Source organism: Bradyrhizobium sp. CB1015 (genome assembly GCF_025200925.1).
Lineage (GTDB): Bacteria > Pseudomonadota > Alphaproteobacteria > Rhizobiales > Xanthobacteraceae > Bradyrhizobium.
Map to the genome: position 1 here is coordinate 4,179,780 of NZ_CP104174.1, position 22,934 is coordinate 4,202,713.

General features: G+C 64.8%; 21 protein-coding genes. 16 read left to right on the top strand and 5 right to left on the bottom strand.

What is annotated here, in order from left to right:
- Window positions 1-72: 72 nt before the first annotated feature.
- Window positions 73-906, bottom strand: coding sequence for a cytochrome c oxidase subunit II (locus N2604_RS19125; protein WP_260376150.1), 834 nt, complete (start codon window positions 904-906; stop codon window positions 73-75).
- Window positions 907-1,432: 526 nt separating this feature from the next.
- On the opposite strand from N2604_RS19125, the gene N2604_RS19130 reads away from it, so the two are divergent.
- Window positions 1,433-2,338 (top strand): DUF2189 domain-containing protein, encoded by a 906-nt coding sequence (locus N2604_RS19130; protein WP_260376151.1) that lies wholly within the window; start codon window positions 1,433-1,435, stop codon window positions 2,336-2,338.
- A gap of 52 nt (window positions 2,339-2,390) precedes the next feature.
- On the opposite strand, the gene N2604_RS19135 is transcribed toward N2604_RS19130, so the two are convergent.
- Window positions 2,391-3,575: a DUF2865 domain-containing protein gene (locus N2604_RS19135; protein ID WP_260376152.1), complete on the bottom strand. Its 1,185-nt coding sequence runs from the start codon at window positions 3,573-3,575 to the stop codon at window positions 2,391-2,393.
- 142 nt (window positions 3,576-3,717) lie between these two features.
- Window positions 3,718-3,999: a hypothetical protein gene (locus N2604_RS19140; protein ID WP_260376153.1), complete on the bottom strand. Its 282-nt coding sequence runs from the start codon at window positions 3,997-3,999 to the stop codon at window positions 3,718-3,720.
- A 289-nt stretch (window positions 4,000-4,288) separates the two neighbouring features.
- Here N2604_RS19140 and cysS point away from each other — a divergent pair, with 289 nt between their 5' ends.
- The 4 genes from cysS (at window position 4,289) to N2604_RS19160 (ending at window position 8,278) form a co-directional block, all read left to right on the top strand.
- The gene (cysS, locus tag N2604_RS19145) at window positions 4,289-5,671 is read left to right on the top strand and encodes a cysteine--tRNA ligase (RefSeq protein WP_260376154.1); all 1,383 of its coding nucleotides are present in this window, start codon (window positions 4,289-4,291) and stop codon (window positions 5,669-5,671) included.
- A 115-nt stretch (window positions 5,672-5,786) separates the two neighbouring features.
- Window positions 5,787-6,278, top strand: coding sequence for a GNAT family N-acetyltransferase (locus N2604_RS19150; protein ID WP_260376155.1), 492 nt, complete (start codon window positions 5,787-5,789; stop codon window positions 6,276-6,278).
- Complete coding sequence (gene cimA / locus N2604_RS19155) at window positions 6,275-7,873, top strand: citramalate synthase (RefSeq protein ID WP_260376156.1); 1,599 nt, start codon at window positions 6,275-6,277, stop codon at window positions 7,871-7,873. The genes N2604_RS19150 and cimA overlap by 4 nt, the downstream gene beginning before the upstream one ends.
- 27 nt (window positions 7,874-7,900) lie before the next feature.
- On the top strand, window positions 7,901-8,278 hold the full coding sequence (locus tag N2604_RS19160) for a VOC family protein (RefSeq protein ID WP_260376157.1): 378 nt from the start codon (window positions 7,901-7,903) through the stop codon (window positions 8,276-8,278).
- A gap of 127 nt (window positions 8,279-8,405) precedes the next feature.
- On the opposite strand, the gene N2604_RS19165 is transcribed toward N2604_RS19160, so the two are convergent.
- A complete protein-coding gene (locus N2604_RS19165; RefSeq protein WP_260376158.1) occupies window positions 8,406-9,011 on the bottom strand; it encodes a TIGR00730 family Rossman fold protein in 606 nt (201 codons plus the stop codon).
- A 201-nt stretch (window positions 9,012-9,212) separates the two neighbouring features.
- Here N2604_RS19165 and N2604_RS19170 point away from each other — a divergent pair, with 201 nt between their 5' ends.
- The 4 genes from N2604_RS19170 to N2604_RS19185 all read left to right on the top strand — a co-directional run bounded on the left by N2604_RS19170 (window position 9,213) and on the right by N2604_RS19185 (window position 13,760).
- Window positions 9,213-11,171, top strand: a complete 1,959-nt coding sequence (locus N2604_RS19170; RefSeq protein ID WP_260376159.1) for an ABC transporter ATP-binding protein/permease — start codon at window positions 9,213-9,215, stop codon at window positions 11,169-11,171.
- 78 nt (window positions 11,172-11,249) lie between these two features.
- Entirely contained in the window at window positions 11,250-11,948 is a 699-nt protein-coding gene (locus N2604_RS19175) for a phosphatidylserine decarboxylase (protein WP_260376160.1), read from the top strand.
- 86 nt (window positions 11,949-12,034) lie between these two features.
- Entirely contained in the window at window positions 12,035-12,916 is an 882-nt protein-coding gene (locus N2604_RS19180; RefSeq protein ID WP_260376161.1) for a phosphatidylcholine/phosphatidylserine synthase, read from the top strand.
- 124 nt (window positions 12,917-13,040) lie between these two features.
- Window positions 13,041-13,760 carry an RraA family protein gene (locus tag N2604_RS19185; RefSeq protein WP_212257363.1) on the top strand — a complete coding sequence of 240 codons (720 nt, stop codon included), beginning with the start codon at window positions 13,041-13,043 and terminating at the stop codon, window positions 13,758-13,760.
- Between the two features lie 16 nt (window positions 13,761-13,776).
- Here the strand turns inward: N2604_RS19185 and N2604_RS19190 are convergent, their stop codons facing one another.
- Window positions 13,777-14,070 (bottom strand): hypothetical protein, encoded by a 294-nt coding sequence (locus tag N2604_RS19190; protein ID WP_260376162.1) that lies wholly within the window; start codon window positions 14,068-14,070, stop codon window positions 13,777-13,779.
- A 292-nt stretch (window positions 14,071-14,362) separates the two neighbouring features.
- Here N2604_RS19190 and N2604_RS19195 point away from each other — a divergent pair, with 292 nt between their 5' ends.
- From N2604_RS19195 to N2604_RS19225, 7 genes are all read left to right on the top strand, one after another.
- Window positions 14,363-15,136: a motility protein A gene (locus N2604_RS19195; protein WP_260376163.1), complete on the top strand. Its 774-nt coding sequence runs from the start codon at window positions 14,363-14,365 to the stop codon at window positions 15,134-15,136.
- A gap of 22 nt (window positions 15,137-15,158) precedes the next feature.
- The gene (locus N2604_RS19200) at window positions 15,159-15,989 is read left to right on the top strand and encodes a flagellar motor protein MotB (RefSeq protein WP_260376164.1); all 831 of its coding nucleotides are present in this window, start codon (window positions 15,159-15,161) and stop codon (window positions 15,987-15,989) included.
- Between the two features lie 172 nt (window positions 15,990-16,161).
- The gene (locus N2604_RS19205; RefSeq protein ID WP_260376165.1) at window positions 16,162-18,060 is read left to right on the top strand and encodes a potassium transporter Kup; all 1,899 of its coding nucleotides are present in this window, start codon (window positions 16,162-16,164) and stop codon (window positions 18,058-18,060) included.
- Window positions 18,061-18,201: 141 nt separating this feature from the next.
- Window positions 18,202-20,136, top strand: coding sequence for a potassium transporter Kup (locus tag N2604_RS19210; protein WP_260376166.1), 1,935 nt, complete (start codon window positions 18,202-18,204; stop codon window positions 20,134-20,136).
- Between the two features lie 159 nt (window positions 20,137-20,295).
- Window positions 20,296-20,622 carry a rhodanese-like domain-containing protein gene (locus tag N2604_RS19215; RefSeq protein WP_025035596.1) on the top strand — a complete coding sequence of 109 codons (327 nt, stop codon included), beginning with the start codon at window positions 20,296-20,298 and terminating at the stop codon, window positions 20,620-20,622.
- Window positions 20,623-20,630: 8 nt separating this feature from the next.
- Window positions 20,631-21,809: an aminotransferase gene (locus N2604_RS19220; protein WP_260376167.1), complete on the top strand. Its 1,179-nt coding sequence runs from the start codon at window positions 20,631-20,633 to the stop codon at window positions 21,807-21,809.
- A gap of 6 nt (window positions 21,810-21,815) precedes the next feature.
- On the top strand, window positions 21,816-22,922 hold the full coding sequence (locus N2604_RS19225) for a polyamine ABC transporter substrate-binding protein (protein WP_260376168.1): 1,107 nt from the start codon (window positions 21,816-21,818) through the stop codon (window positions 22,920-22,922).
- Window positions 22,923-22,934 lie beyond the last annotated feature (12 nt).

A 22,934-nucleotide genomic window follows, 5' to 3' on the forward strand; every position in this document is an offset into this window, starting at 1 on the left:
ACCTCCTCGGTCGTTTCCATCGGGGGGGAGGCGTTGGCCTCTTGCGCCCGATCGATCTCCGGCGGCAGCTTGCTACTTGCCGCCGGATTGGTACGTCGCCTTCACGACGGCTTTTGCCGGCGATAATTCTGCGAACGTTTTTTGTTGCTCCAGCCAAGCGTGATATTCACGCTCTTCGTCGACGATGACCTTGGCCCGCATCTGATAGTGAGCAGCGCCGCAAAGCTCCGCGCAGAGGACATCGAAGGTTCCGGTTCGGATCGGCGTGATCCAGAAATAGGTCACCATGCCTGGAACCATGTCCATCTTGGCCCGGAATTCGGGAACGTAGAAATCATGCAGGACATCAACCGAGCGGAGCAGAACCTTGACCGGCTTTCCGACCTGAAGGTGCAGGTCGCCGTTCTCGATCACGACATCGTCCTGCGCGTGCCGGTCGTCACGGTTGAGCCCCATCGGATTGTCGGAGGCGATGTTGCGGACATCCGATGTGCCCAACTGCCCGTCCTTGCCCGGAAGGCGGAAGCTCCACTGCCATTGCTGGCCCATGACCTCGACCTCGGTGGCATCCGCAGGCACCGTCACGAACTGGTGCCAGACCACGAGGCCAGGCGCCAGCATGGCCGCGACGCCGACGCCGGTCCCGACGCTCAGCCACCATTCGAGCCTTTTGTTTTCCGGATTGTAGTCGGCCCGTCTTCCCTCTCTGTGGTGAAACCGGAAGACGCAGTAAGCCATGAAGGCGATCACGGCGACGAAAACAAAGCCCGTGATCCAGAACGTGATGTTGATGGTGTGGTCGATATAGGCCCAGTTCGTGGCGATCGGCGTCCACCACCACGGGCTGTAGATGTGAAACATCACCGAGCCGATCGCGACCAGAAGCAGTATCAGTGCGACAGCCATCCTGATCCATCCTTGCCATCGAAGGCTACGGATACGAATCCAGGGCGGAGCTCATGTCTGTCGCGATGGCTGGCCTTTCTTGGCATCTGCCATCGCCGGCCTCTTGCCTCGCCCATTCCACTGATCGCGAAATCACGAGAACGCTCGCGACCATCAACTCTAAGGGCGTCTGCGTCTAAAATGATCCCAGCCCAATCCGGCGTCAATAGAGCAATGTGGGTGCCCGAATTGGTGTGATCGCCGTGCTGGCCAAACCGACAAAGCATCAGGTGCGCATGTTGGGTTTGAGTGTGCAACGCACAAATCAATGCTGGTGCGCAATTCACCGAACCGTGAGTGCCGCCGTGCTCCGTGCGCGCTAAGCTTGCCAAGCAGGTCGCGACGGGTTCCGTCCGGCCAGGCTCGGTTGCTGAACCTGGGTTGCCGTACCCGACCCCATCGCGTTTCCTGCTCGTCAGGCGGACACACGTGGCTGAAGAGCGCGTGTCGTCGAAAACCGCGATTTTCAGCACGGGAGGGTGCGTACATGGCCACTCTGTACTCCCACGACATCAGGCGGCACGCATTCGGCGAAGCGGCCTCCTATCCCATTCGCAAGATCAGCTTGTCCGACTTGACCGAGGTCCTGCGCCTGGGTTGGGAGGATTTCCAGGCGATGCCGAGTCACGCGATCGTCGTGTGCCTGATTTATCCCGTTCTCGGTCTCGTCCTGTTCAGGATGGTGCTCGGCTATTCGGTGCTGCCGCTACTGTTTCCGCTGGCCGCCGGCTTTGCCTTGATCGGTCCTTTTGCCGCGATCGGTCTCTACGAACTCAGCCGTCGTCGCGAGCGCGGCGAGGAGGTCGAAGCGTGGGATGCGATCAAGGTGCTGCGCGCCCCGTCGTTCGGCGCCATGGTCGAGCTCGGCGTGCTCCTGCTGGTCCTGTTCGGGGCCTGGATCGGTGTCGCGAACGCGATCTATGTTTCGATCTTCGGTCATGCGGCTGCCGCAAGCATTCCCGACTTCGCAACGCGCGTGCTGACGACACCGGAAGGCTGGTCGCTCATCATCATCGGTTGCGGTGTCGGCTTCCTGTTTGCGCTTGTGGCATTGTGCGTCAGCGTCGTGTCATTTCCGTTGATGCTCGATCGCCATGCGACTGCGATCGACGCGATCCGGACGTCGCTCCGAGCGGTGGCGGCGAATCCGGTTGCGATGGCCGGATGGGGCCTCATCGTGGCGGCGCTGCTCGTGATCGGCTCGCTGCCGCTCTTCGTCGGCCTCGCCGTCGTTCTGCCGGTGCTCGGCCATGCCTCCTGGCACCTCTATCGGCGGGTGGTCGAGCCCAATCCGAACCCACCGGACGCACCGCCGCCGCCCCCGAAGGGCAGGCGCTACGCGGCAGACTTTCCGGCCAATCTCTTCCCGTGGAGCCGCGAGGGCGAGCCGTAACAGTGGAACGGCCGCGCTGGGACGCCTGCGCGGAGCATGACAGAGTGACGGCCTACTTCTGCTGCTGCGGCAGGAAGGTCGGGCCGACCGAGCGGATCGGCTTGTTCTCCGACGACGTCGCGGGGGCTGCATCCGCCGGCGGCGTTGCAGCCGGTGCCGTCGCCGTGGTCGGTGTCGCCGATGCGCCGGCCGCGCCCTTCTTGGCATTGGCAGGCGGCGTGCCCTTATTGAGCCGCTGCTGCTGCATCTTCCTGGCGCTTTCCTCGGTGACGATAATGTCGCCCTGCTGCTCGACGCTCGCCTTGTCGTCGGCGGATTTCAGCGCATCCGCCCAGGTCTGCCCCGCCGCCTTGCAGGAGCAGGACGGGTTGAACTCGCTGCGGAATTTGAACGCGGTCGGCAGCGCCGTGTAGGGCTGGCCGCCGATCGAGACCGCCGCGTTCATGTCCTCGCCGGGATTGCGATGGGTGTAGAGCACGGCTTCCGCGGCCGGGCACAGCGCCTTGCAGGTCTTCTCGTCGTCGGGAAAGCGCGCCGGCACGGTGGCAAAGGAGATCGGGAAATAGGCGCCGTCGCAGGTGCGCACGCAGACGGTGCGGAAGGTGCCGGATTGCGGGCCGAGATCGGAGGGCGGCATGGCTTGCGGATTGTTCGGGTTGTTGCCGCCGAACAGATTGCTCAGGAAATTGCCGCCGCCTTGGGACTGCGCGGCGTTGGCGTATTGCGGGCCGCAATTGTTCTGCGCCAGCGCCATCAGCACCGAGCGGCGCTGGTTGTCGCGCTCCGGGCTGGCGCCGGGACCGCCGCGCAGCCGCTCGAGATTGCCGGTGATCTGGTCCAGGTTGACGCGCATCTGCTGGATCTGGGTATTGACGGGACCGCACTGCGCCGACTGGCCGTTGAACAGCGAGAAGAAGCCGGAGGAATCGCAGCCCATGCGCTTGGCCTGCATGGTGACGCGGTCGAGCTCGGCCTGCTGCTTGGCCTGGGAATCCTGATAGCGGCGGATCTGCTCTTCGCGCGCGGCATCACCCCCGCCGCCACGATCGAGCGCGGCGAGCTGGGCTTCCAGGCGCACGCACATCGGGTTCGGTCCGAGCCCGTTCTGGCCGGGCTGGGGCGGCGGGCCGGCCTGCGCCAAAGCGCCATTGGCGAGCACGACGGTGCCGAGGAGCACGGTGCAGGCAAGGAGGGGGCGGGCACGGAGGAGAGAGAAGAATTCAGGCATATCCGCCATTCTAGCGAGGTCACGGCCCAGCGTGATCGTCCAAATGAGTTGGGGGCCGAAGCGCGCCCTCCCAATAGCCGCTTCCTGCGGCATCGTCACGTCGTTTCAGGGGCCGAAGATTGGTCCTAAGGTCCGCCAGCTCCGAGTGAATTCAGCGCTGGCAGGTGATTGCGACATATTCGTCGCAATGGCCATGGGAGCAGTTTGTGCCGCTTTTGGGGACGGAGCCGGTAATTTCGTCGGGATCGACCCGGCGATAGCTTGATGCCTGGGCAAAATCGCGTGACTGGCAATAGGTGCGCGCGGCGGAGGCGCCGCATGTGTCGCCCTTGGCCAGGCACTTGTCGGCGATGATGAAGACGCGGGTCTCGGCGCACGCCTGAGGTGCTGCAAGGACCGAGGCGCCGAAAATGAGCGCGAGCAGGGAGCGCATGAAAATACCGGGGGCACAAATCAGGGAATCGCGGGTTCCAGAATGGCCTCAAATGGTTAGGGGATCATGAACCCTTAAGGCCGGCCGCGCCCTTTGCGGAGGCAAAAACGGCATTTTCGCGGCCCTTGACGGCGGGGCCCGTGGTGGCCCATATGTGGCCGCATGAACGGTCTCCTCGCCATTTGCGCCATTTGCCGCGAGATTACGAGCTAGCGATTCGCTGGCTGGAGCCGTCTTTTCTCAAACACATTGAGAGCCTTGGACGCCCGGCCGAGAGGGATGGGTTGTCATGGAATTGCGTCTTTACGATACGCTGAGCCGGGAAAAGCGCACCTTCGTGCCGCTCGATCCGAACAACGTCCGCATGTATGTCTGCGGACCGACGGTCTATGACTTCGCCCATATCGGCAATGCGCGGCCGGTGATCGTGTTCGACGTGCTGTTTCGCCTGCTGCGCCACCTCTATGGCGAGGCGCATGTCAAATATGTCCGCAACATCACCGACGTCGACGACAAGATCAACGACCGCGCCGCGCGCGACTTTCCCGGCCTGCCGCTGAACGAGGCCATTCGCAAGGTCACCGAGCAGACGGGAAAACAGTTTCACGCCGACGTCGACGCGCTCGGCGCACTGCGGCCGAGCGTCGAGCCGCGCGCCACCGAGCATATCGGCGAGATGCGCGAGATCATCGAGCGGCTGGTCGCCGGCGGCTTTGCCTATGTCGCCGAGGACCACGTGCTGTTCTCGCCGCAGGCGATGAACGCGGTCAATTCCGCGCTGCCGCGCTATGGCGCGCTGTCGAAGCGCTCGCTCGACGAGATGATCGCGGGCGCGCGGGTCGATGTTGCGCCCTACAAGCGTGATGCGACCGACTTCGTGCTGTGGAAGCCGTCCAAGCCGGGCGAACCCTCCTGGCCGTCGCCGGCCGGCATCAAGGCGGAGGGGCGTCCGGGCTGGCATATCGAGTGCTCGGCGATGGCCTGGAAGCATCTCGGCGAGCACTTCGACATCCACGGCGGCGGCATCGACCTCGTGTTTCCGCACCACGAGAACGAGGTCGCGCAGACCTGCTGCGCGTTCCACCGCGAGCGCATGGCGAATTATTGGATGCACAACGGCTTTTTGCAGGTCGAGAGCGAGAAGATGTCGAAGAGCCTCGGCAACTTCATCACGATTCACGAGCTGCTTGGGGATTGGCCGGGTGAGGTGCTGCGCCTCAACATGCTGAAGACGCATTACCGCTCGCCGATCGACTGGACCATGAAGTCGTTGGAGGAGAGCGCCAAGACGCTCGACGACTGGTATCGCGTCGCGGCCGACATCGCGCCCGGCGAGCCGGCTGTGTCGGTGGTCGAACCGCTGCTCGACGACCTCAACACGCCGCAGGCGATCTCGGCGCTGCACGGCCTGCGCGGCAACGATATCGCCGGTCTTGCGGGCTCGTTGCGGCTGCTCGGATTCCTGTCCGAGAGCGCGGCGCAGTGGGAAGGGCGCAAGCAGCAGGCGAGCGGGGTCGATGCCAAGGAGGTCGAGCGCCTGCTCGCGGAGCGGACAGCCGCCCGTAGCCGGAAAGACTTCAAGGAGTCCGACCGCATCCGCGATCTGCTTGCTGCGATGGGGGTTGCGATCAAGGACTCGAAGGAAGGCACGACCTGGGAGATCGCGCGATGAAGCGGCCCGACACGCCGTTTCCGCGGCACTGGCTCTATTACATCGCGCTGAAGATCGCGCTGCTCGCCGGCGCGGTTGCGATCGTGCTCAAGCTTTATGGGATGTGGTGAGGACGATGGGACAGACTTTGCCAAAGCCCGCGCTTAGGCCTTTCCTGCCGGCGGATGTGCCGGTGCTCGCCGCGATCTTCGCCGCCAGCATCGAGGAATTGACCGGTGACGATTATAGCGAGGCGCAGCAGGAAGCCTGGATGGCGGCGGCCGAGGACGAGGAGTTCGGCAAGCACCTTGCGTCCGACCTGACGCTGATCGCGACGCTGGAAGGCTCGCCCGTCGGCTTCGCCTCGCTGCGCGGCAACGATCACATCCGCATGCTCTATGTGCATCCGGCCGTAGCCGGGCAGGGCATCGCGACCATGCTGGTGGACGCGCTGGAGAAGCTCGCCGGCAGCCGCGGCGCCAAGAGTCTCTCGGTTGACGCCAGCGATACCGCGGAGGGCTTCTTCGCCAAGCGCGGCTACACCGCCCAGCAGCGCAACAGCGTCACGATGAATGACGAGTGGCTCGCCAATACCACGATGAAGAAGACGCTCGGAGCGGGGCAATGAGCAAGGAGCGTCTCTATCTGTTCGACACCACGCTGCGCGACGGGGCGCAGACCAATGGCGTCGACTTCACGCTGGCCGACAAGCAGGTGATTGCGGCGATGCTCGATGATCTCGGCATCGACTATGTCGAGGGCGGCTATCCCGGCGCCAACCCGCTCGACAGCGAATTCTTCGCGACCAAGCCCAAGCTCAATCATGCGCGCTTCACCGCCTTCGGCATGACGCGCCGGGCCGGCCGCTCGGTCTCAAACGATCCGGGCGTCGCGGGCCTTTTGGAGGCGAAGGCGGACGCGATCTGCTTCGTGGCGAAGTCGTCGGCCTATCAGGTGCGAGTCGCGCTGGAGACTACGAAGGAAGAGAACCTCGCCTCGATCCGCGACAGCGTCGCGGCGGCGAAGGCCGCCGGTCGCGAGGTGATGCTCGATTGCGAGCATTTCTTCGACGGCTACAAGGAAGACGCAGCCTTCGCGCTTGCCTGCGCCAAGGCCGCCTATGAGGCCGGTGCGCGCTGGGTGGTGCTGTGCGACACCAATGGCGGCACCATGCCCGATGAGGTCGAGGCCATCGTCAGAGACGTGACCAGGCACATCCCTGGCGATCACGTCGGCATCCACGCCCATAACGACACCGAGCAGGCGGTGGCCAATTCGCTCGCCGCGGTGCGTGCCGGCGCCCGGCAGATCCAGGGCACGCTGAACGGTCTCGGCGAGCGCTGCGGCAACGCCAATCTCTGCTCGCTGATCCCGACGCTGAAGCTGAAGACGGGTTTTGCCGACGCTTTCGAGATCGGCGTCACCACGGAGAAGCTGGCGACGCTGGTCAAGGTGTCGCGCACGCTCGACGACATGCTCAACCGCGTGCCGAACCGGCATGCGGCCTATGTCGGCGAGAGCGCCTTCGTCACCAAGACCGGCATCCATGCCTCCGCCGTGCTGAAGGATCCGCAGACCTACGAGCATGTGTTGCCGGAGCTGGTCGGCAATCACCGCAAGGTGCTGGTGTCCGACCAGGCCGGGCGCTCCAACGTGATCGCCGAGCTCGACCGCGCCGGCATCCCTTACGAGAAGAGCGATCCGAAGCTGACGCGTCTCGTCGAGGAATTGAAAGAGCGCGAGGCGGCCGGCTATGCCTACGAATCCGCCAACGCCTCGTTCGAGCTCCTGGCGCGCCGCACGCTCGGCAAGGTGCCGCATTATTTCGAGGTCGAGCAGTTCGACGTCAACGTCGAGCAGCGCTACAACGCGCTCGGCGAGCGCGTCACGGTGGCGCTCGCGGTCGTCAAGGTCGACGTCGCCGGCGAGCATCTGATCTCGGCCGCCGAAGGCAACGGTCCCGTCAATGCGCTCGACGTCGCGCTGCGCAAGGACCTCGGCAAGTACCAGAAATTCATCGAGGGCTTGACGCTGATCGACTATCGCGTCCGTATCCTCAATGGCGGCACCGGCGCGGTCACGCGCGTACTGATCGAGAGCGAGGACGAGAACGGCGATCGCTGGACCACGGTCGGCGTGTCCCCGAACATCATCGACGCCTCGTTCCAAGCGCTGATGGATTCGGTGATCTACAAGCTGGTGAAGTCGGGGGCGCCGGCGTAGCTGTCGCGGGGGGAGGGAGCACGGGCCATGATCGACCATATCTCCGTCGGCGTCAGCGATCTCGATCGCGCCGCAAAGTTCTACGAGGCCGCGCTCGCCGCCCTCGGCCTCACGCGCCTCGTCACGCGGCCGCGGACGGTCGGGTTCGGCAAGGCCTACCCGGAGTTCTGGATCAACTTGCGCGAGGGCATGCCGCGTGTCGCGCCGGAGAGCGGCGTGCACATCTGCCTGCGGGCGAAAACCACGGCGGAGGTCGATGCGTTTCACGCAGCTGCGCTGTCCGCTGGCGGCGCCTCCGATGGCGCGCCGGGCCTCCGCCCGCACGATCGCGTGCGCTACTACGCCGCCTTCGTCACCGACCCCGACGGTAACCGGATCGAGGCGGTGACGTTTCCGCAGGAATAGAAGGCCTAAAGCGCGATGCGATTAGGATGAATCGTCATCGCGCTTTAGGTTGTCGTTTGAGCATGATCTTTTCGGAAAACCGCTTCACACTTTGCGCTTACGCGGCCCTTCGGGTCCGGATCATGCTTTAGAGCCGCCGTGCCACGTCGGGCGCGAGATCGCGCTGGTCGTCGGGAATTTGCGCCGCCGCCGCGCGCAGCCGTGGGATGATCTCCTCGACCTTGTCCGCCTTCAGGATATCGACGGAGAGACCGGCGCGGATGAACTGGGTCTGCCGCATGTGGGCCACCAGAGAGAACAACGGCTCCCAGAAGCCGTCGACATTGGCGAGCAGCACGGGCTTGGCGTGACGGCCGAGTTGCTGCCAGGTCAGCTGCTCCACGAGCTCCTCCAGCGTGCCGAGCCCGCCGGGCAAGGCCACGAAGGCGTCGGAGCGCTCGAACATCAGCCGCTTGCGCTCGTGCATGTCGGGCGTGACGACCATCTCCTGCACGCGCGTCAGCGCGTTCTCGCGCATCCGCAGGAAGTCAGGGATGATGCCGGTGACCACGCCGCCGTGATCGAGCACGGAGGTTGCGACCGCCCCCATCAGGCCGAGCGAGCCGCCGCCATAAACGAGGCGGATCTTGCTTTCCGCCAGCGCTCTGCCTAGCGCCTTCGCCGCTTCGATGAAGTTGGGATTTGTTCCAGGGCCGGAGCCGCAATAGACACAGACGGTTTTGATCGTGCTCATTGGTACCATGATGCATTGCAGCGAAGTGGCGTCAAGCCCAAACGGTGATTCGGTGCTTCCGGGAATTTACCGGTAAATCGCGACAAACAATCCAGGATTCGCCATCTGGCGGGGTGCGCGGGCATCGGGAAGGCTCTATATGACGGGCGAAAATCGTTAATCGCAGTTGCGCCCGCACCCGGCGGGCTTTCAGGTTTCTTGATGGACCAACCTCAATCGTTCGACGGCGCCGACGTTCCTGATCCTCCCGCGGCAGGACCGCAGGCCGGGGCCACGCTGATGGGCACGCTGGCGCATCTGTGGCCCTACATCTGGCCGGGCGACCGTTTCGACCTGAAGATGAGGGTAGTCTGGTCCCTGGTGCTGCTGCTCGCCGCCAAGCTGATCACGCTCGCCGTGCCGTTCAGCTTCAAATGGGCGACGGACGCGCTGACCGGCGCCAACACCGCGCCGGTCGCGGCCGACAATTGGCATCTCTGGGTGATTGCCTCGCCTTTGCTGCTGACCGCGAGTTACGGCGTGATGCGCATCCTGATGGCGGTGCTGACGCAATGGCGCGACGGCATCTTCGCCCGCGTCGCCATGCATGCGGTGCGCAAGCTCGCGACCCTCACCTTCATCCACATGCACGAGCTGTCGCTGCGCTTTCACCTCGAGCGCAAGACCGGCGGCCTGACGCGCGTGCTCGAGCGCGGCCGCGAGGGCATCGAGGTCATCGTGCGCATGGTGATCCTGCAGCTGATTCCGACCATCGTCGAGGTCTCGCTGCTGCTGGCGGTGCTGCTCTGGCAATTCGACTGGCGTTACGTGGTCGCCACCCTGATCACGGTCACGCTCTACATGTACTACACCTACATCGCGACCGAGTGGCGGATCGGCATCCGCCGCAAAATGAACGATTCCGATACCGAGGCGAACACCAAGGCGATCGACTCGCTGCTCAACTACGAGACGGTGAAGTATTTCGGCGCCGAAGCGCGAGAGGCGCAGCGCTACGACAAATCCGTCGAACGCTACGAGGAGGCGAGCGTCCGCACCTATACCTCTCTCGCCGTGCTCAATACCGGACAAGCCGTGATCTTCACGCTGGGCCTGACCGCAACCATGCTGATGTGCGCGATCGGCGTGCGCAACGGCACCAACACGGTCGGCGATTTCGTGCTGGTCAATGCCATGATGATTCAGCTCTACCAGCCGCTGAACTTCATGGGCATGGTCTATCGCGAGATCAAGCAGGCGATCATCGACATCGAGAAGATGTTCGGCGTGCTGGGCCGCGAGGCCGAGATCAAGGATGCAGCTGGCGCGAAGCCGCTGGTCATCTCCGCCGGCACGGTGCGCTTCGAGGACGTGCGCTTTGCCTATGAGCCGACGCGCCCGATCCTGAGGGGCATCAGCTTCGAGGTGCCGGCCGGCAAGACCGTTGCCATCGTCGGCCCCTCCGGTGCCGGCAAGTCGACCATCTCGCGGCTGCTGTTTCGCCTCTATGACATTTCCGGCGGCAGGATCCTGGTCGACGGCCAGGACATCCGCGAGGTCACGCAGGCCAGCTTGCGCGCATCGATCGGCATGGTGCCGCAGGACACGGTGCTGTTCAACGACACCATCCGCTACAACATCCGCTATGGCCGTTGGGATGCGACTGATGCCGAAGTCGAGGAGGCGGCGCGACTGGCGCAGATCGACCATTTCATCCGCATGGCGCCCAAGGGCTACGAGACCCAGGTCGGCGAGCGCGGCCTGAAATTGTCGGGCGGCGAGAAGCAGCGCGTGGCGATCGCGCGCACGGTGCTCAAGGCGCCGCCGATCCTGGTGCTGGACGAGGCGACCTCGGCGCTCGACACCCACACCGAGCACGAGATCCAGGGGGCGCTCGACCGGGTGGCGAAGAACCGCACCTCGCTGGTGATTGCGCATCGGCTTTCCACCATCGTTGGCGCCGACGAGATCATCGTGCTGGACCAGGGCCGCATCGCCGAGCGCGGCACTCACGCCAGCCTGCTCGCGCAGGAAGGGCTCTATGCCAGCATGTGGAACAGGCAGCGCGAGGCCGAGGCGGCCCGCGAGAAACTGGCCAAGATGGCCGACACCAATGCCGCGCCCAACCGGGAGCCGCCGCCGGTCGACGATATCCTGACGACGCCCGCGGCGGCGGAGTGACCTTGTCTCCGATCCCAAGTCTGGCCTAAACAAGCCCGCGCGACGACCCGTGCCATCAACCCCGAACGGCAGATAGCGATGTCCATTCTCGATTCGATCCAGCGTCAGATCCCGCCGATCCACAGGGAGGGCTATCCCTTCATCGGCGGCTTTGCGCTGACGAGCCTGATCCTGTTCTGGCTGTGGTCTCCGCTGGGGTGGATCGGCACGATCCTGACCGTTTGGTGCGCGCTGTTCTTCCGCGATCCCGTCCGCGTCACGCCGGTGCGCGAGGGTCTCGTGGTGTCGCCGGCCGACGGGCGCGTCTCGATGATCACCATGGCGCTGCCGCCGGCCGAGCTCGGGCTCGGCGACCGGCCGCTGCCGCGCGTCTCGATCTTCATGAGCGTGTTCAACTGCCATGTGAACCGCGCGCCGGTGGCGGGCAGGGTGGACCGCATCGCCTATCGGCCCGGCCTCTTCATCAACGCCGAACTCGACAAGGCGAGCGAGGACAACGAGCGCAACTCGCTGGTGATCACGACGCCGACGGCGCGGATCGGCGTGGTCCAGATCGCCGGCCTCGTCGCCAAGCGCATCGTCTGCTTCGTTCGGGAGGGACAGGCGATCGGCGCCGGCGAGCGCTTCGGCCTGATCCGCTTCGGCTCGCGCCTCGATGTCTATTTGCCCGTGGGCACCAAGGCGCTGGTCTCGGAAGGGCAGACCGCGATCGCCGGAGAGACGATCCTGGCCGATCTTGCCGGCGACGACCCGGGCCGCGCCTTCCGCGCCAATTAACCAATAGTCGGTGCTTGCAGGCGTTCCGCCGCAATGGCGGAGGGCGGCGCGGCTTGCTATATCTCGTCTCGAGATAAGGACAAGCCATGACGCCTTACGACCTCAGGGATCCCGACGTCCGCCGCCGGCGGTTCCGGCCGATCCCGGTGCGGATGCTGGTGCCCAACGTCATCACGCTGCTGGCGATCTGCGCCGGCCTGACCGCGATTCGGCTGTCGATCGAGGGCCGGATGACGCTCGCGGTCTATGCCATCGTGTTCGCGGCCGCGCTCGACGGCATCGACGGCCGCATCGCGCGCATGATCAAGGGCCAGTCCAAGTTCGGCGCCGAGCTCGACAGTCTCGCCGACTTCGTCAATTTCGGCGTGGCGCCGGGCCTGATGCTGTATTTCTGGCAGTTGCACGAGCTCGGAAATGCCGGCTGGATCGCCGCCATGGTGTTCGCGATCTCGATGTGCCTGCGACTCGCGCGCTTCAACGCCACGCTGGATGATCCGAACAAGCCGGCCTTCGCCGCCAATTTCTTCACCGGCGTGCCGGCGCCGGCCGGCGCGATCACCGTGATGTTGCCGATCTATGCGGCGTTCCTGGATCTGGGGCGCTGGCCCGCGGCCCTGACGGCCGGCTACACGTTGCTGATTGCGTTCCTGATGGTGTCGCGCCTGCCGGTGTTCTCCGGCAAGAGCATGCGCATGCGGGTGCCGCCGGAGCTGGTGCTGCCGGCCTTTGTCGGGGTGATCTTCTTCGTCGCGCTTCTGATCAGCTACCCCTGGTATGTGCTGTCGATCGGCACGGTGCTGTATCTCCTCGCGCTGCCGCTCGGCTACAAATCCTATCGCGACCAGGCGCGGTCGCTGCAAGCGGCTGCGCCCGCGGACGGCGAAATCTCGTCACCGCCCTCGGCGCCGACGCTGTCGAACCTGTCTGAGCCGCCGCAGGACGACGATCGGCCCGGACGGCTGCATTGAGCGGCCACGTGCGGATATCTGCCATGATGGTGCGCTGAGTTGGGTCGAGACCCGATCTCGGCTATATCGCCCTTGTGCCGGCGGCATCGCGCAATCAACCGCCGCCAATCTGGGAGAGAACGCCGTGACCAATTCCGCGACCGGGCCGCTGCCCGCTTCCGTCCTCGAAGCGCTGGGCCGCTACGACACGCCGACGATCTGCAATGCCATGGAGATCGTGGCGCCCGAGCGGCGGCTGATCGGCTACACCACCAAGCAACTGGTCTGCCCGTTCCCCGACCTGCCGCCGATCGTCGGCTATGCCCGCACGGTGGCGATCCGCTCGGTGCTGAAATCATCGCTTCCGGCCGAGGAGCAGTCCAGGCGCCGCATTGAATATTACGAATATGTCGGCACCGGCCATGGCCCGCGCATCTCCGTGATCCAGGACATCGACGGACCCGACGTCGGCTATGGCGCGTTCTGGGGCGAGGTGCAGAGCAACGTCCACAAGGCGCTCGGCTGCCTCGGCGTCATCACCGACGGCTCGATCCGCGACATCCCGCAATGGGCCCCTGGCTTCCAGGCGCTGGCCGGCTCGATCGGCCCGTCGCACGCCTGGGTGCACGCGGAGAGCTTCGGCGGCGAGGTGCGCGTCGCCGGCATGACCGTGAAGTCGGACGATCTCATCCATGCCGACCGCCATGGCGCCATCGTGATCCCCCTCGACGTTGCCGCAAAGCTGCCGGAGGCCGCCGAGCTCTGCGGCCGCCGCGAGACGCCGATCCTCGAAATCGCGCGCAGCCCCGACTTCTCGCTGGAGAAGCTGAAGGCCGCGCTGAAGCGCTCGGCGGAAATCCACTGACGTCGTGGTTGGCAGTCTACGGCCGCGACGACGGCCGTAGATCGCCTTGCTCGGTCAGAAACAAGGCGGCCTGATCGGGCTCACCGAGCACGGCGGCGGCGCATCCGATCAGGGTGAAGCCGCCGGCGAGGTCCCACAGTGTTAGGTCGTCTGCGCTGTCGGGGCTGTGCATCAACCGCGCTGCGATCACGGCGAAGGCGGCCTCGACAAAAAGCAGCACGCTGAACGCCGGAAGCACGAGCTCCGGCTCGAGCAGGTGGAACGCCAGCGCCGCGGGCAGCGCGGTGAGAAGACTGAACAGCGTCAACATTGCGATGGCTCCCCAATCGGCCATGTCGCAACGCCAGCAGACACCAGCTGATCCCTGGCCACGATGTGGCGGAGGGCCGCAGCCGATGTGACGTCGTGGCGCGCCCGCTTATGGTTAGCGAAGTGTTGAAATTCATATCGTTGGACGGCAATCGCGGCGGCGGGCGTCACGCTGTCCAGACTTAACCTTTACGCGGCTTTAAGGGCGGCGCTCTAGGGTTTCCGATGCGGTTCGGGGTTGGGCCGCGCCAGCGGCCAGGATGGCCGTTGTTGCGTTCGCGTTGGAGTCTCCCATGGATATCATGACGGGCGTTGGGCTCACGGCGGGCATCATCGTCATCACCGCGATGATCCTCATGGGCGGCGACCTGCACATGTTCATCTCCGAACATGCGATGATCATCATCTTCGGCGGCTCGATCTCCGCCACTATGATCCGATTTCCGCTTTCGGCGCTCCTGCACGGACTTCCGCTCGGTGCCAAGTTCGCCTTCACGATGAGCCGGCTGTCGGCGCACGACCTCGTCGACGAGCTCGCCCGCATCGCCGAGATCGCCCGCAAGCAGGGCCCGGTCGGACTCGAAAAGGTCGAGACCGACGAGCCCTTCCTCGCCAAGGGCATCCGCTACGTCGCCGACGGCTACGACCTCGACTTCATCCGCGACAATCTCGAGCGCGACCGCGACAACTTCCTCATGCACCTCGACGAGGGCAGCAAGATCTACCGCGCCATCGGCGATTGTGCTCCGGCCTTCGGCATGATCGGCACCCTGATCGGCATGGTGCAGATGTTCGCCAACATGACCGATCCTTCCAAGCTCGGCCCGTTCATGGCGACGGCGCTGCTCGCCACCCTTTACGGCGCGCTGGTCGCGAACCTGTTCTGTCTGCCGATCGCCGACAAGCTGCACGGCAAGCTGCTGGACGAGGAGACCAACCGCACCCTGATCATCGACGGCATCCTGATGATCCGCGACTCCAAGAGCCCAACCCTCGTGCGCGAAATGCTGCTGGCCTATCTGCCGGAGAAGCATCGTCACGCCGATGGCGAGCCGGTGCCGGCGTAAGCCGCCCGCCGGGGTTTGAGACATGGCCAAGAAAAAACGCGGCGATGCGCATGGAGGCGGTCACGGCTGGTTCGTGACCTTCGCCGATCTGATGGGCCTGATGATGAGCTTCTTCGTGATGCTCGTCGCGTTCTCGACGCAGGACGCCAACAAGCTGAAGATCGTCGCCGGCTCGATGCGCGACGCCTTTGGCGTGCAGAGCGAGGCGCGCTATGCCGGCATCGTCGAGTCCGACGGCCTGCCGACGCGCCCGCGGCTGAAGAACGTCGATCATATCCAGCCCGAGGACGCCTCCAACACCCCGACGCCGGACCAGGAAGACCGCGACAGGACGTCCGGCGCGAAGATCAAGGTCGACCGCAATTTCGCGCTCGCAGCAGCCTCGCTGCGCCAGGCGTTGCAGGACATGCCGGAGCTGACCGAGATGTCCAAGCACATCATGTTCGAGGAGACCAAGCAGGGCCTCAACCTCGAGATCGTCGACCAGGACGGCCGCTCGATGTTCGCCGACGGCTCCAAGGTGCCCTACGACCGCACCCGCCGCCTGATCGAGAAGCTCGCGATTCCGCTCAAGGCGACGCCGCTCCGCGTCTCTATCGCCGGCCACACCGCCGCGGGGTTCGTGCCGACCCGCAGCGACTACGGCGCCTTCGATCTGTCGGCCGATCGCGCCAACGCCGTGCGCCAGATCCTCGAACGCGAGGGCCTGCCGCCGTCGCACATCTTCGCGGTCTCCGGCAAGGCCGATACCCAGCCGCTGTTTCCGGACGATCCCTCGCTCGCCGCGAACCGGCGGGTGACCATCACCTTGATGCGCGAAGATCCGCCGCTGCCGCCGAACCTGAAGCCGTAACCCCCTTGCGCTACCATCTTACCTGAGGCATGTCGTCGCGCTGGCGATGAACGTTGCAGCCGCGTCACAGCTTGTGTCCCTGCGCCTGCTAAGGTGATGGGCGATTGACAGGCGCGGCGGAAGCGTCAAAAGGCGCCGGATCAAAATCAGGGACGAAGCGTTTTCCATCCTCATGACGGCGAGCATCACATCGACTGAGACCCATGAAGGGCCGGTCAAGTCGGGCTTCTGGTCCCTTACGCTCGGGAGCATCGGCGTCGTCTTCGGCGATATCGGCACTTCGCCGCTCTACGCATTCCACGAGGCGGTCAAGGCCGCCGCCCATGGCGAGCCGGTCTCGCGCGTCATCGTCCTCGGCGTGCTCTCGCTGATCCTGTGGGCGCTCCTGATCGTCGTCACCGCCAAATATGTTCTCTTGCTGCTGCGCGCCGACAATAACGGGGAGGGCGGCACGCTCTCGCTGATGGCGCTGGGCCAGCGCGCGCTCGGGCGGCGAAGCTGGGTCCTGCTCGCGCTCGGCGTCGTCGGCGCCTCGATGTTCATCGGCGATTCCATGATCACGCCAGCGATCTCGGTGCTATCGGCGGTGGAAGGTCTGAAGCTCGCAACCCCCGCGCTTGAGCATTATGTCGTGCCGGTCACTGTGCTCATTCTGGTGCTGCTGTTTGCGGTCCAGAGCAAGGGGACCGCGCTGGTCGCCTCGGCCTTCGGGCCGGTGATGGTGATCTGGTTCACCGTCATCGCGGTGATGGGGGCCGTCCACATCGCCGACGACCCCTCGGTGCTGGCGGCCATCAATCCCTATTACGCGGTGCAGTTCGTGCTGTCGCACGGCACGATCGGCCTCGTGACCCTGGGAGCCGTGTTCCTGGCGGTGACGGGCGGCGAGGCGCTCTACGCCGATCTCGGCCATTTCGGCCGCAAGCCGATCCAGTCGGCCTGGATCTTCTTCGTGCTGCCCGCGCTCCTGATCAACTATTTCGGGCAGGGTGCGCTGGTGCTGTCCGATCCCAGCGCGATCGAGCATTCGTTCTATCGCATGGTGCCCGAGAAGCTTGTGCTGCCGCTGGTCGGGCTTGCGACGGCCGCAACCGTGATCGCGAGCCAGGCGGTGATCACGGGCGCCTATTCGCTGGTCTATCAGGCCGTGCAGCTCGGCCTGCTGCCGCGTTTCGAGGTGCGCTACACCTCCGAATCCCATGCCGGCCAGATCTACCTGCCGCGCGTGAACCGGCTGCTGCTGATCGGCGTGATGCTGTTGGTGCTGCTGTTCCACACCCCCAGCAATCTGGCCTCGGCCTACGGCATTGCGGTCTCAACCACCATGGTCGCCGACGGCATCATGGGCTTCGTCGTGATCTGGAAACTGTGGAATTGGCGTGCGGCGGCGGCTGCGGCGGTGATCATGCCCTTCGTCGTCGTCGATTTGAGCTTCTTCAGCGCCAATCTGCTCAAGCTGCTCGAAGGCGCCTGGGTGCCGTTGCTGTTCGGCATCGTCATGGCAGGGACGATCTGGACCTGGCGCAAGGGCTCGGCAATCCTGGTCCAGAAGACGCGGCGGATCGAGGTGCCATTGGACGATCTGATCCGCAGCCTGGAGAAGCGGCCGCCGCACATCGTCAAAGGCACCGCGGTGTTCCTGACCAGCGATCCCGCCTTCGTGCCGACCGCGCTCCTGCACAATCTCAAGCACAACAAGGTGCTGCACGAGCACAACGTCATCCTGACCATCGAGACCGCGCAGACGCCCCGGGTCGATCTGTCGGAGCGGTTCAGGATGGAGAAGATCAGCGACAAGTTCTCCAAGGTCCGATTGCGCTTCGGCTTCATGGAGCAGCCGAACGTGCCCAAGGCGCTTGCGATCGCACGCAAGCAGGGCTGGCAGTTCGACATCATGTCGACATCGTTCTTCGTGTCGCGACGATCGCTGAAAGCCTCGGCGCAGTCGGGCATGCCGCTCTGGCAGGATCATGTGTTCATCGCACTGAGCCGATCGGCCAACGATGCCACGGACTACTTCCAGATTCCGACAGGGCGGGTGGTTGAAGTCGGAACTCAAGTGACTATTTGAAACGCAACCGCTGAATTCATGCGAATTTCGCATGGCAAGGGCCCAAAATCGGGCTAGGCTATGCCGGCAGCGCAGGACTATAAGCCCGCGCTCTTCCGCCGTTGTGCAGCGAAGCATTTTTAGAGGCCATCGGGCTCTCCCATGACAAGCGACGTAGCAGTTCCCGCCCCGGAAACGGCGGCGCCCAATGGGCATGGCGAGGCCCATACCACCGCCGGTTTCGGCGCGCTGACGCTCGGCAGCATCGGCGTCGTCTACGGCGATATCGGCACCAGCCCGCTTTACGCCTTCCGCGAGGCGGTGATGGCAGCTTCGGGCGCGGAGGGGGTGCCGACGCCGGCGGCCGTGCTCGGCGTGCTCTCGCTGATCCTGTGGGCGCTCATCGTCGTGGTGACGCTGAAATACGTCGTGATCCTGCTCCGCGCCGACAACAACGGCGAGGGCGGCACGCTGGCGCTGATGGCGCTGGCCCAGCGGGCGGTTGGCACCGGCGCCGGCGGCGCGACCATCGTGCTGCTCGGCATCATTTCGGGAGCCTTGTTCTACGGCGATGCCGTGATCACGCCAGCCCTCTCGGTGCTGTCGGCGATCGAAGGCATGAAGGACGTCACCCTGACGTTCGAGCCCTACATCGTTCCGCTGACTATCGTGATCCTGGTCTGCCTGTTCGCCGTGCAGTCGCGCGGCACAGCGCGCGTTGCCGCCTTCTTCGGCCCGATCATGTGCGTCTGGTTCGCGGTCCTCGCGGCCGCAGCGATCCCGCCGATCATCCAGCAGCCGCAGGTGCTGTACGCGCTGAACCCGTTCTACGCCGTGAACTTCATGCTGCACCATGGCATCATCGGCTTCGTGACGCTGGGCGCGGTGTTCCTGGCCGTGACCGGTGCCGAGGCGCTCTATGCCGACCTCGGCCATTTCGGCAAGCGGCCGATCCAGACCGCCTGGCTGTTCATCGTGCTGCCCTCGCTGGCGCTGAACTATCTGGGCCAGGGTGCGCTGGTGCTCGGCGATCCCGGCGCGATCGTGAGCCCGTTCTTTCAGCTGTTCCCGCAAGGCTTCTTCCGCGGCTGCATGGTCGTGCTGGCGACCATGGCGACCGTCATCGCGAGCCAGGCCGTCATCACCGGCGCCTATTCGCTGACGCGCCAGGCGATCCAGCTCGGGCTGCTGCCGCGCTTTGAAATTCGCCATACGTCGGAAGCCCATTCCGGCCAGATCTTCATTCCGCGCATCAACCAGCTGCTGCTGGTCGCGGTGGTGCTGCTGGTGCTGCTGTTCCGCTCGTCCAGCGCGCTCGCGTCCGCCTACGGCATCTCCGTTACCGGGACCATGGTGGTCACGGCGATGATGGGCTTCGTCGTGGTCTGGAAGGGGTGGCGCTGGTCGGGACTCGCCGCCGGGGCGCTGATTGCGCCGTTCCTGTTCCTCGATCTGACCTTCCTGACTGCGAACCTGTTGAAGGTGTTCGAGGGCGGCTGGGTGCCGCTGGCGCTCGGCGCCGTCATGATCATCCTGATGTACACATGGCGACGCGGCAGCCGGCTCTTGTTCGAGAAGTCGCGCAAGCTCGAGTTCCCGCTCGCCGATCTCGTGGCGATGCTGGAGAAGCGTCCGCCGCAGCGCGTGCCTGGCACCGCGGTGTTCCTGACCTCGGATCCGCTCAGCGCGCCGACCGCGCTGATGCATAGTCTGAAACACTACAAAGTGCTGCACGAGAAGAATGTCATTCTCACCATCGAGACCGCGCAGACCCCGCGGATCGATCCGGCCGAGCGGGTGAAGCTGGAGCAGATTTCACCGACCTTCTCCAAGGTGACGCTGAAGTTCGGCTTCATGGAATCGCCCAACGTGCCGAAGGCTCTGGCGATCGCCCGCAAGCTCGGCTGGCAGTTCGACATCATGTCGACCTCGTTCTTCCTGTCGCGCCGGGCGCTCAAGCCCGCCGCCCATTCCGGCATGCCGCGCTGGCAGGACCGGCTGTTCATCTCGCTCAGCCGCGCCGCCAACGACGCCACCGACTATTTCCAGATCCCGAGCGGCCGCGTGGTCGAGGTCGGCACGCAGGTGGCAATCTAGGACGCGGGATTCAAAGCGGACTTCAAGTCGCTGCGATTTAGCTTTAACTTGCGCCGCGCGGCTCAAGCCATTGTGGCGCTTGATTTTCGTCGCCCGAGAGGCGAGGTTGCCGCCGGCCGGGATCGCCCCGGCACGCGGCCCGCGACGTTGGAGGATAATGTGGCAAATCAAGTGCAGGATCTGACCCCGGACGAGGTCGCCAAGGGTGTCGCGGAAGGGCGCTATCTGCTGGTCGACGTCCGTGAGCCGAACGAGGTCGAGGCCGAGGCTTACCCCTACGGCGTCGTGGTTCCGCTCTCGACCTTCGATCCCAAGGCGATCCCCGATCCCGCCGGCAAGGAGGTCGTGTTCGCCTGCCGCTCGGGCAAGCGTTCGGTGACGGCCTCACTGGCGGCGCAGGCGGCGGGCTTGCCTTATGACAAGCATCTGGCCGGCGGCATGCTCGGCTGGAAGGCGGCCGGGCTTCCCAGCAAGGTCGGTGGCTGATCGGCCCAATGACCAAGAGCTCTTCGCTGAACAAGGTCTTCGCCGACCTTCCCGTCACCATCTTCGAGGCGATGTCGCAGGCCGCGCGCGACAACTATGCCATCAATCTCGGCCAGGGTTTCCCGGACGATCCCGGCCCAGAGGATATCCGCCGCGCCGCGGCCGAGGCCTCGCTGAACGGCTACAACCAGTACCCGTCGATGATGGGCCTGCCGGAGCTGCGCCAGGCGATCGCGACCCATTACGGCCATTGGCACGGCCTCAAGCTCGATCCGATGAGCGAGGTGATGGTCACCTCCGGCGGGACCGAGGCGCTGACCTCGGCGATCCTCGCGGTGGTCCAGCCCGGCGACGAGGTGGTCTGCTTCCAGCCGGTCTATGATTCCTATCTGCCGATCATCCGCCAGGCCGGCGGCATTCCGCGCCTGGTTCGCCTGGAGCCGCCGCACTGGCGGCTGAACGAGGACATGCTGAGAAGCGTCTTCAATTCAAAGACCAAGGCGGTGCTCTTCAACAATCCCCTGAATCCCAGCGCGGTGGTCTATCCGCGCGAGGACCTCGAGCTGCTGGCGCGCTACTGCCAGGAGTTCGACGTCATTGCGATCTGCGACGAGGTCTGGGAGCACGTCACCTTCGACGAGCACAAGCACATTCCGCTGATCACCATTCCCGGGATGCGCGAGCGCACCATCAAGGTCGGCTCGGCCGGCAAGATCTTCTCGCTCACGGGCTGGAAGATCGGCTTCATCTGCGCCGCGCCACAGCTCCTGCGCGTCGCGGCCAAGGTGCACCAGTTCCTGACCTTCACCACCGCACCGAACCTGCAGGCCGCCGTCGCCTACGGCCTCGGCAAGTCCGACGACTATTTCCTGTCGATGCGCAAGGATCTGACGCGGAGCAGGGACCGGCTGACCAAGGGGCTGGAGAGCCTCGGCTTCCCCGTGCTGAAGTCGCAAGGCACCTACTTCCTCACCGTGGACCTGTCGCCGCTCGGGCTCAACGAGAGCGACACCGAGTTCTGCTGGCGGATCGTGAAAGACTACAAAGTCGCCGCGATCCCGGTCTCGGCGTTCTACGAGCAGGACCCCGTGACCTCGGTGGTGCGCTTCTGCTTTGCCAAGAAGGACCAGACGCTGGACACCGCGCTGGAGCGGCTGTCGGATGCGGTGCGTGGACGCAAGAGGTAGATCGAGATGACGAACGTCGGCCGCCCCAGGCTTGGTTTCGCGATCGCTGCGGCACTGACGTTGCTCTCCGCTCCCGCCGGGGCCGAGGAGCGGGTCGTCAACTTCTACAATTGGTCCAACTACATGGCGCCTGATGTCCTTGAGGCCTTCACCAAGGAGACCGGCATCAAGGTCGTCTACGACACCTTCGATGCCAACGAGACGCTGGAGACGCGCCTGATGGCCGGCAAGTCCGGCTATGACGTCGTGGTGCCCACCGCCTATTTCCTGCAGCGCCAGATCAAGGCGAACATCTTCCAGAAGCTCGACAAGTCGAAGCTGCCGAACCTTAGCAATGCCTGGCCGGTGGTGACGCAGCGCCTCGCCACCTACGACCCCGGCAACGTCTACGCCGCCAACTACATGTGGGGTACGACGGGCATCGGCTACAACGTCGCCAAGGTGAAGCAGATCCTGGGACCGGATGCGAAGATCGACAGCTGGGACATCGTCTTCAAGCCGGAGAATTTGGCGAAGTTCAAAGACTGCGGCGTCCACATGCTGGACTCCGCCGACGACATCTTCCCGGCGGCGCTAAGCTGGCTCGGGCTCGATCCGAACTCGACCAAGCAGGCCGACCTCGAAAAGGCCGCCGACGCCGTCGCAAAAGTCCGCCCCTCCGTGCGCAAGTTTCACTCCTCCGAATATCTAAGCGCGCTCGCCACCGGCGAGATCTGCTTCGTGGTCGGCTGGTCCGGCGACATCATGCAGGCCCGCGCCCGCGCGGCGGAGGCCAAGAGCGGCATCGAGATCGGCTACACCATTCCGAAGGAGGGCGCGCAGATGTTCTTCGACAATCTCGCGATCCCCGCCGACGCCAAGAACGTCAAGGAAGCCTACGAGCTGATCAACTATCTCTACCGCCCCGATGTCGCCGCCAAGAACTCGGACTTCCTGTCCTACGCCAACGGCAACCTCGCCAGCCAGAAGCTGGTCGACCCGAAGATTCTGAACGACAAGAACATCTATCCGGACGAGGCGACGCTTTCGAAGTTGTTCGTCATCACGGCGCGCGAGCCGGCCACGCAGCGCATCATCAACCGGCTCTGGACCAAGGTGAAGACGGGGCGGTAGGCGTTCCGGCGA